The following is a 7582-nucleotide window of genomic DNA, read 5'->3' on the forward strand; positions in this document are numbered from 1 at the left end:
GGCTCACGATGCCGCCCGTCTCCGGGGTGCTGCGCCCCCGGGCCGCCGCCGTCTGCGCGGTCCTCACCGCCGCCGTCCTCGTGGTCTTCTGCTGGGGCATCGCCATCGGCGACATCCCGTACTCCGTCACCGATGTGATGCGGGCGCTCGCCGGATCGGGCGATCCGGGCACCCTCTTCATCGTGCGGGAGCTGCGGCTGCCCCGGGCGATGACCGGGCTCCTGGTCGGGATCGCCTTCGGGATCTCCGGCGCCCTCATCCAGACCATGACCCTCAACCCGCTGGCCAGCCCGGACATGATCGGGATCAGCCAGGGCGCGGGCGCGGCGGTCGTCGCCGGAATCGTCTTCGGCTGGGACGCGGGACTCGGCACCCAGACACTCGGCCTCCTGGGCGCCCTGGCCGCCGCCGTGCTCGTCTACGCGCTGGCCTGGAAGCGCGGCACCACGGGCTACCGGATCGTTCTCGTCGGCATCGGCATCGCCTGGATCTGCACCAGTGTCACCGACTATCTGCTGGCCCGGGGCGAGCAGCTGGAGGCCCAGGCCGCGCTCGGCTGGCTGGTCGGCAATCTCAACGGCCGCACCTGGGACCAGGCCGGCCCGCTCGCCGTCGCCCTGGTCGTCCTGATCCCCGTGGGCATCCTCCTCGGCCGGCTGCTGCGCACCCTCCAGCTCGGCGACGACGTGGCCCGCGGCCTCGGCACCCGTGTCCAGCCGGTACGGCTCGGCATTCTGCTCACCGGCGTCGGACTCGTCGCCTTCGGCACGGCCGCCGCCGGGCCGATCGCCTTCGTGGCGCTCGCCGCACCGCAGATCGCCCAGCGCCTCACCCGTACCGCCTGGCCGCCGCCGCTGACCGCCGGACTCACCGGGGCCCTGATCGTCCTGGTCTCCGATCTGATCGCCCGGGAGCTGATCTCCGGCACCGAGCTCCCGGTCGGCATCGTCAGCGGCGTACTCGGCGCCCCCGTACTGCTCTGGCTGCTCATCCGCGCGAACCGCGCCGGCTCAGGAGGCTGAACCATGACATCGAAGAACACGCCCCCGGCCGGTCCCCGGCTGACGGCCGCCGGTCTCACCCTCGCGTACGACCAGCGGGTCGTCGTCGAGAAGCTCGATGTCGCCATCCCGGCCGGACGGATCACCGCGATCGTCGGGGCGAACGCCTGCGGCAAGTCCACCCTGCTCCGGGCACTCGCCCGGCTGCTGGCACCGAGGGCCGGCACGGTGGAGCTCGACGGCCGTTCCGTGCACTCCATACCGACCAGAGAACTGGCCCAGCGCCTCGGCATCCTGCCGCAGACACCGGTCGCCCCCGAGGGGCTGACCGTCATCGACCTGGTGGGCCGAGGGCGCTCGCCCCACCAGACCTGGTGGCGGCAGTGGTCCGCCGGCGACGAGAGCGCGGTGTACGACGCGCTCCGCGCCACCGCCATGACCGAGCTCGCCGACCGGCCCGTCGACGAGCTCTCCGGGGGTCAGCGGCAGCGTGCCTGGATCGCGATGGCCGTCGCCCAGGGCACCCCGGTACTGCTTCTCGACGAGCCCACCACCTATCTCGATCTCGCCCACCAGATCGATGTGCTGGACCTGATCACCGACCTCAACCGGCACGAGAGCCGCACTGTCGTCATGGTCCTCCACGATCTGAACCAGGCATGCCGGTACGCGGACCATCTCATCGCCATGAAGTCCGGCCGCATCGTCGCCGAGGGCGACCCGGCGGAGGTCATCGACGCCGCCCTGGTGGAGGAGGTCTTCGGGTTGCGCTGCCGGATCGCTCCCGATCCGGTCAGCGGTACGCCGATGGTCATTCCGATGGGCCGTCACCACGACGCCTCCGCCCGGCGCGGCGAAACACACGGAGCGGGAGCGGGGAACGGATCCGGAGGCCAACAAGCCGTCGTATGACGGATATCGGCGACACATCCGGCGTCGCGCACGCCAACAGGGCGGCCGGGCACGGTGATCCGTCACCGAATCGGCCTCAGAGATTGCAAGGTAAGGCTAACCTTATCTAGCATATCCCCGCTAAGGGAGGCGATGAACGCGGTGAACACACTGCACAGTGGTTCAGGCACCATCTACGACGTCCTCGGTATCGGCTTCGGGCCATCCAATCTGGCCCTCGCGATCGCGCTGGAGGAGTACAACGCACAGGTCTCCGAGGACGACCGGATCAAGGCGGGATTCCTTGAGCGGCAGCCGCGTTTCGGCTGGCACCGGGGAATGCTGATCGACGATGCCACCATGCAGGTGTCCTTTCTGAAGGACCTTGTCACCATGCGGGACCCGACCAGCGATTTCAGCTTCCTCTGCTATCTGCGGGAGCGGGACCGGCTGGTCGACTTCCTCAATCAGAAGACGCTCTTTCCGCTGCGCATCGAGTTCCACGACTACTTCGAGTGGGCGGCGGCGCGGGTCGCCGGGTCGGTGGAGTACTCCGCCGAGGTCGTCTCGGTCAAACCGGTGACCGAGGAGGGGGAGATCCGCTGGTTCGACGTGACCAGCCGGGACCCGCGCGACCCGGCCGTCACCACGGTCCGCAGGACCCGCAGCCTCTGTGTGGCCACCGGGCTGGAACCGCACCTTCCGCCCGGGACGGTGCTCTCCGACCGGGTCTGGCACACCAGCGAACTGATACAGCGGGTGGCGGGGATGGTGGAGAGCGGCGCGCCGGTGCGCCGTGCCGTCGTTCTCGGCGCGGGGCAGAGCGCGGCCGAGGCCGTCGATTATCTGCACCGCAATTTCCCGGACGCCGAGATCTGCTCGGTCTTCGCCAAATACGGCTACACCCCGGCGGACGACAGCCCGTTCGCCAACCGGATCTTCGACCCCGAGGCCGTCGACATCTACCACGGTGCGCCGCGCGAGGTGAAACGCTCCCTCCTCGACTATCACCGCTCCACCAACTACTCCGTGGTGGACATCGACCTGATCGAGGCGCTCTCCCGCACCATGTACCAGGAGAAGGTCCAGGGACGCCGCCGGTTGCGCATGCTGAACATCTCCCGGATCCGCGGGGTCGACACCGACGGCGGGCGGCTCGGCGTCACCGTCGAGTATCTGCCGACGGGCGAGCGGGAGACACTGGAGGCCGATCTGCTCGTCCATGCCACGGGATACCAGCCGCAGGGCATCGGGGAACGCCTCGGCGAGATCGGCAAACTCTGTCTGCGCGACGAGGAGGACGCACTCCAGGTCGGCCGGGACCACCGGGTGGCCACGATCGCCCAGGTGGCCTGCGACATCTACCTTCAGGGCGGCACCGAGCACACCCATGGGCTGACCTCGACACTGCTCTCCCACACCGCCGTCCGCGCGGGGGAGATCCAGGCGTCACTCATCGCCCGCCGGGCCGGCCGCGCGCACCCGGCGGCCAGCGGCGCGCAGTGATCCGTCCCCGTCCGCCGCGGCCGTACCGGTCGCGGTGAACGCACGGGGCGGCGCACCCGCCGGTGCGCCGCCCCCTGCCGGGCCGCTGTGAGAAACGACCGGGCCCGGCCGCGCGGCGCGCGGCCGGGCCCGGGTGTTCCGGCCGGATCAGCCGGCGCTCATCGCGCCGATCCGCTGGTCAGGCCTCTGTGGTGCGGTGACCTGCTGTGCCGTGTCGTGCCGTGGTCAGTTGGCGTTGACCAGGCCGTGCGCCGGGACGGTGACCGTCCGGGCTCCCGGCTTGCCACCGAGAACGATCTTGCGCAGCGCGGAGTTGTTGCTGGTGCTGGTCTCCTTGAGACGCTTCTCCGGGTTGGCGAGAACCTGGATCCAGTACGTGCCGTTCGGGAGGTCCGTGATGTCGAAGGACTGGTCCGGCAGGTCCTGGGTGTAGGTGTCACCGGAACCGACGTCCAGCACCTCACGCACGGAGATGGAGGTCTCCCAGCCGCAGGCGGTCGAGAGGTCGGTGTTGAACGGGTGCCAGTTGGCACCCTTCACCGTGTAGTCCACCGCGTCCGTGTTGGCGAGGCAGAACGCCTCCTTGCCACTGCGGACGGCTTCCTTCTGGTCGGCCTTCAGCAGCCGGTAGCTCGCGAAGTCGGTGAAGTGCCAGTGCACATGCCCCGGACGCGGGTCCCACTCCATGGTGCCGGACGGCGTGTAGCCGACCTGCTTGCCCTTGGCGTCGTAGAAGTACTGGTACGCGTTCATCAGCTCGGCGCCGGGCTTGCGGAAGCCGTCGACCACCAGCCGCGCGGGGCCCGCGTTCCACACATTGGCGGAGAAGGCGACGAAGTCCTTGCCCGGAGCGTCGTACTGCTTGCCGTCGACGATCTGGATGCCGAAGGCGGGCAGCGAACGCAGGTCGGGCTTGGGAACGTTGGGCACCTTGGCCTTGCCCGTCGGGGGCTTCGCGTTGGGCTTCTGCGCCGGAGCGCGGCGCGAACCGTCGGTCTGCCCCGGCTTGTCACCCAGGTTGAAGGTGGTGCGCGCGGCCGTCTTCAGCGCCCACGGCAGCGCCGGCGGGGCCGGCGGGTTCGGGCCGTGGCCGACGTTGTACGTCGGAGCGGTACCGCTGGTCGCCTGCCCCAGCGTGGCCGGCGGCTGGAGCTTGCCGTGCGAGGCGTGGTGGTCGTGCGCGCCCGCGGCCTTCGAGGAACGTCCGACACCCCCGCCGGGACCCTCCGGATCGGGCTTGCGCTCGATCACGTTCACCTTGACGGTCTGCGGCTTGTTGGCGATCCCGAACAGGTCGCGGTACTTCTTCGCCACGGAGATCTTGGCGGTGTACTTGCCGGGCGCCAGGTCGACCGTGCGGTCGTAGTGGCCGGAGTAAGTGTTGGACGCCCAGCCGTTCTCGACACCCCACACCGAGCCGAGGGTGAAGGGGTTGGTCGGGCAGGACTCCGGGAACTTCGACTTCGCCGGCGCGGTGGGACTGACCCGCCCGGACGCGTTGTTCGGGCAGAAGGTCTCGCTCTGCGTCACGACGGTCTTGCCCGCGGCGTCCGTGATGCTCACGTCGATGAAGCCGGGCAGCCCCTGGAAGTCCTTGACCAGACCCTTGGGCAGGGTCTTGACCGTGGTCTTCGTGCCGCTGCGGATGATCTGCTGGGCGACGATGGGGTCCTTGTAGGACTTCCGGGTCACCTTGAACTCGAACGGCGAGCCCTGAGAGGTGACGTAGGTGCCCAGGTCCAGCCAGACACCGGGTGCGTCGGGCCACCTGTCGAGGTTCACCGACTTGCTGGCCGCGATGAGACTGAGCTTCGGGCCGGCGGGTGCCTTGGCCTTCTTGGCGTCGGGCGCGGCGGCCACGACACCGGCGGTCACGGCGATGGCGGCGGACACAGCGAGCGTCGAACGCCACAGACGGGCGCGAGGAGTTCTGGTCATCGTTCCTCAGGTTAGAGCGAATGCCTCTTGGTCAGGATGGAGCGGAAGCCCGTGGAGTCCCGACCGGACCATTCGCCCCCGTCCGGTGCCGGTCGTCTTCGCCACGGCTCGCCGGAAGAGAGTCCGGGGAGCGCGGCATGGTTGTCCGGCACCTCGGAAAAGATGAATCCTTGTCTGAAAATCGCTGTTGATAGCCGGATTCGGTCATCGTGCTGTCGACCGGCTACCACGATTCATGCGGTTGTGTTACGCGACGTCCTGTCTCTCCCCGTCCATCCCTGCCCCTCGCCGTCGCTTCCTGTGTTCCAACGCCCGCCGGTTGTGGTGAAGTTCCCGCCCCGACCCATTCGCTCGCCGGCCGCTGCTCCCTCTCCGGTCAGCCGGCCAGCCCGGGAGCACCCCAGAGCGGGAACCAGCGGCCCGGGTCGCTCTCCATCGGCAGATCGTCCGAGAGCAGCGCCCGGATCTGGAGTTCCAGTGCGGTGTCGCGCCGCTCGGCGGCGCCCGGCAGCGGTGCGAAGGGATAGAAGGTGCCGCGCTTGTAGAGATAGACCAGGGCCAGCCCGCGCTGTCGTCCATCGGATACCTGGTGAAAGGCGACGAGGGAGCAGAGCAGGTGAGCCCCGAACTCCGCCTCCTCCAGCATCGTGTTCACCGCATGCAGGTCATTGACCAGCGAGGAGATCCCGTCGGGGTCCCCGGGGTGCCGGGCGAGGATCCAGGCGTACCCGTAGGAGTCCCGGCTGAACTCCACCGGTACTCCGCCCCCGTACCCGGCCGCCGGGTTCACCCCGTGCTCCGTGCCCCGGCCCGCCGTCGCGGTATCCGCGTCGAGGAGATTCCGTACCTCCTCCTCGAGCCGGGCGAACGCACCCCCTTCCACTCGGGAGAAACAGACCGAGCCCGCCCCGGTGGGCGTGAACCCGGCCCCCGCCTCCAGGGTGACGGCCGCGCCGGGCAGGCCGAAGAGCCGGTCGAGGTCCGGCCGCACCGGTCTGCTCCGGCCGAGGATGGCGTCGAGAAACCCCACGGACCCTCCGATCACGGCCGGGCCAGCCGCGCCGAGATCCGGCCCAGCTGTTCCAGCCGCTGTTCGAGTGTCGGGTGGGAGGAGAGCACCCGGCTCAGACTCTCCCGGGAGGAGAACGCCGGCGCGAACCAGAAGGCGTTGTACGGCTCGGCCTTCCGCAGGTCCCGGGTCGGAATCCGCGCCATCTCACCGGTCACCTTGGTGAGCGCGGCGGCGAGCGCCGACGGCCTGCCCGTCAGCAGGGCTGCCGCCCGGTCGGCGGCCAGCTCGCGATAGCGGGAGAGCAGCCGGGTGAGGAGAAAACTGATCGCGTACACGGCGGCGCTGACCAGCGGAATGAGAATCATGGCGATGGCGGCGTTGCCGTTGTTCCGCCCGGCCCGCCCCAGGCCGCTGTACAGCGAGAATCTGGTCATCACCCCGGCCAGGACGCCGAGGAAGGAGGCGATCGTCATCACCGCGACATCCCGGTGCGCGACATGTGACAGCTCGTGCGCGAGTACCCCTTCCAGTTCCTCGGGCTCCAGTCGCCGCAGCAGCCCCGTGGTGGCGCAGACCAGGGCGGTCTTCTGGCTGCGTCCGGTCGCGAACGCGTTCGGTACGTCACTGTCGGCGATCGCCACCCGAGGCTTGGGCATATCGGCGAGCGCGCAGATCCGGTCCACGGCCCCGTGGAGCTCCGGGGCCTCCTCGGGGCTGACCTCGCGGGCCCCCATGCCGCGCGCGGCTATCCGGTCACTGAACCAGAACTGGGCGACGAAGAGCGCGCCCGCCCCCAGCAGGATGACCGGCCAGGCGCCGCGCACCAGGGCGAGCAGGACGCCCACGAAGACGACGTAGAGCAGCCCGATGAGGAACATCGTGGTCACCATGCGTGTGGTGAGCCCGCGATCCGGCGTGAAACGGGAGGACCGGGCCCTGTTCGAGGCCATCTGATCACCTTCCGGGGAGCGCTGTGAATACCCCCATGAATACCTCCATACCTCCATACCTCCATGCCTCCATGCCTCCATACCGATTGTGCTCCTGAACTGTCTTGTTCGGGGGATTGGCGGGGGAGTCGGGCGTTTGTCGCAGAGGGTGACTGTCTGTTGCGTTGGGTGTTTGTGTGGTGGGTGTGTTGAGTGGTTGTGGATTGGGTTTCGTGGGGGTGGGGTTTGGGTGGGGTGTCGTTGTCTGTGTGGGGAGGTTGGTATGTGGGGTTCGGGTTGGTTGT

The 7582-nt window shown here is 69.2% G+C and carries 6 protein-coding genes; 3 read left to right on the top strand and 3 right to left on the bottom strand.

Going from position 1 to position 7582, the window contains the following annotated elements; all coding sequences use genetic code 11:
• Window positions 1-8 precede the first annotated feature (8 nt).
• The 3 genes from AAFN69_RS29460 to AAFN69_RS29470 all read left to right on the top strand — a co-directional run bounded on the left by AAFN69_RS29460 (window position 9) and on the right by AAFN69_RS29470 (window position 3398).
• A complete protein-coding gene (locus AAFN69_RS29460; protein ID WP_347731921.1) occupies window positions 9-1022 on the top strand; it encodes an iron chelate uptake ABC transporter family permease subunit in 1014 nt (337 codons plus the stop codon).
• 3 nt (window positions 1023-1025) lie between these two features.
• A complete protein-coding gene (locus AAFN69_RS29465; RefSeq protein WP_347731912.1) occupies window positions 1026-1913 on the top strand; it encodes an ABC transporter ATP-binding protein in 888 nt (295 codons plus the stop codon).
• Window positions 1914-2045: 132 nt separating this feature from the next.
• On the top strand, window positions 2046-3398 hold the full coding sequence (locus tag AAFN69_RS29470) for a SidA/IucD/PvdA family monooxygenase (protein ID WP_347731913.1): 1353 nt from the start codon (window positions 2046-2048) through the stop codon (window positions 3396-3398).
• A gap of 225 nt (window positions 3399-3623) precedes the next feature.
• On the opposite strand, the gene AAFN69_RS29475 is transcribed toward AAFN69_RS29470, so the two are convergent.
• The 3 genes from AAFN69_RS29475 to htpX all read right to left on the bottom strand — a co-directional run bounded on the left by AAFN69_RS29475 (window position 3624) and on the right by htpX (window position 7298).
• Window positions 3624-5336 (bottom strand): lysyl oxidase family protein, encoded by a 1713-nt coding sequence (locus tag AAFN69_RS29475; RefSeq protein WP_347731914.1) that lies wholly within the window; start codon window positions 5334-5336, stop codon window positions 3624-3626.
• 376 nt (window positions 5337-5712) lie between these two features.
• A complete protein-coding gene (locus AAFN69_RS29480) occupies window positions 5713-6366 on the bottom strand; it encodes a hypothetical protein (protein WP_347731915.1) in 654 nt (217 codons plus the stop codon).
• Between the two features lie 11 nt (window positions 6367-6377).
• Complete coding sequence (gene htpX / locus AAFN69_RS29485; RefSeq protein WP_347731916.1) at window positions 6378-7298, bottom strand: zinc metalloprotease HtpX; 921 nt, start codon at window positions 7296-7298, stop codon at window positions 6378-6380.
• Window positions 7299-7582 lie beyond the last annotated feature (284 nt).

Origin of the sequence: Streptomyces sp. CAU 1734, assembly GCF_039888735.1 — a bacterium.
Taxonomy (GTDB): domain Bacteria; phylum Actinomycetota; class Actinomycetes; order Streptomycetales; family Streptomycetaceae; genus Streptomyces.

Bases quoted from the DNA above. Each gene is read 5' to 3' on its own strand.
- AAFN69_RS29460 (WP_347731921.1), top strand. From the start codon at position 9: ATGCCGCCCGTCTCCGGGGTGCTGCGCCCCCGGGCCGCCGCCGTCTGC.
- AAFN69_RS29465 (WP_347731912.1), top strand. From the start codon at position 1,026: ATGACATCGAAGAACACGCCCCCGGCCGGTCCCCGGCTGACGGCCGCC.
- AAFN69_RS29470 (WP_347731913.1), top strand. From the start codon at position 2,046: ATGAACGCGGTGAACACACTGCACAGTGGTTCAGGCACCATCTACGAC.
- AAFN69_RS29475 (WP_347731914.1), bottom strand. From the start codon at position 5,336: ATGACCAGAACTCCTCGCGCCCGTCTGTGGCGTTCGACGCTCGCTGTG.
- htpX (WP_347731916.1), bottom strand. From the start codon at position 7,298: ATGGCCTCGAACAGGGCCCGGTCCTCCCGTTTCACGCCGGATCGCGGG.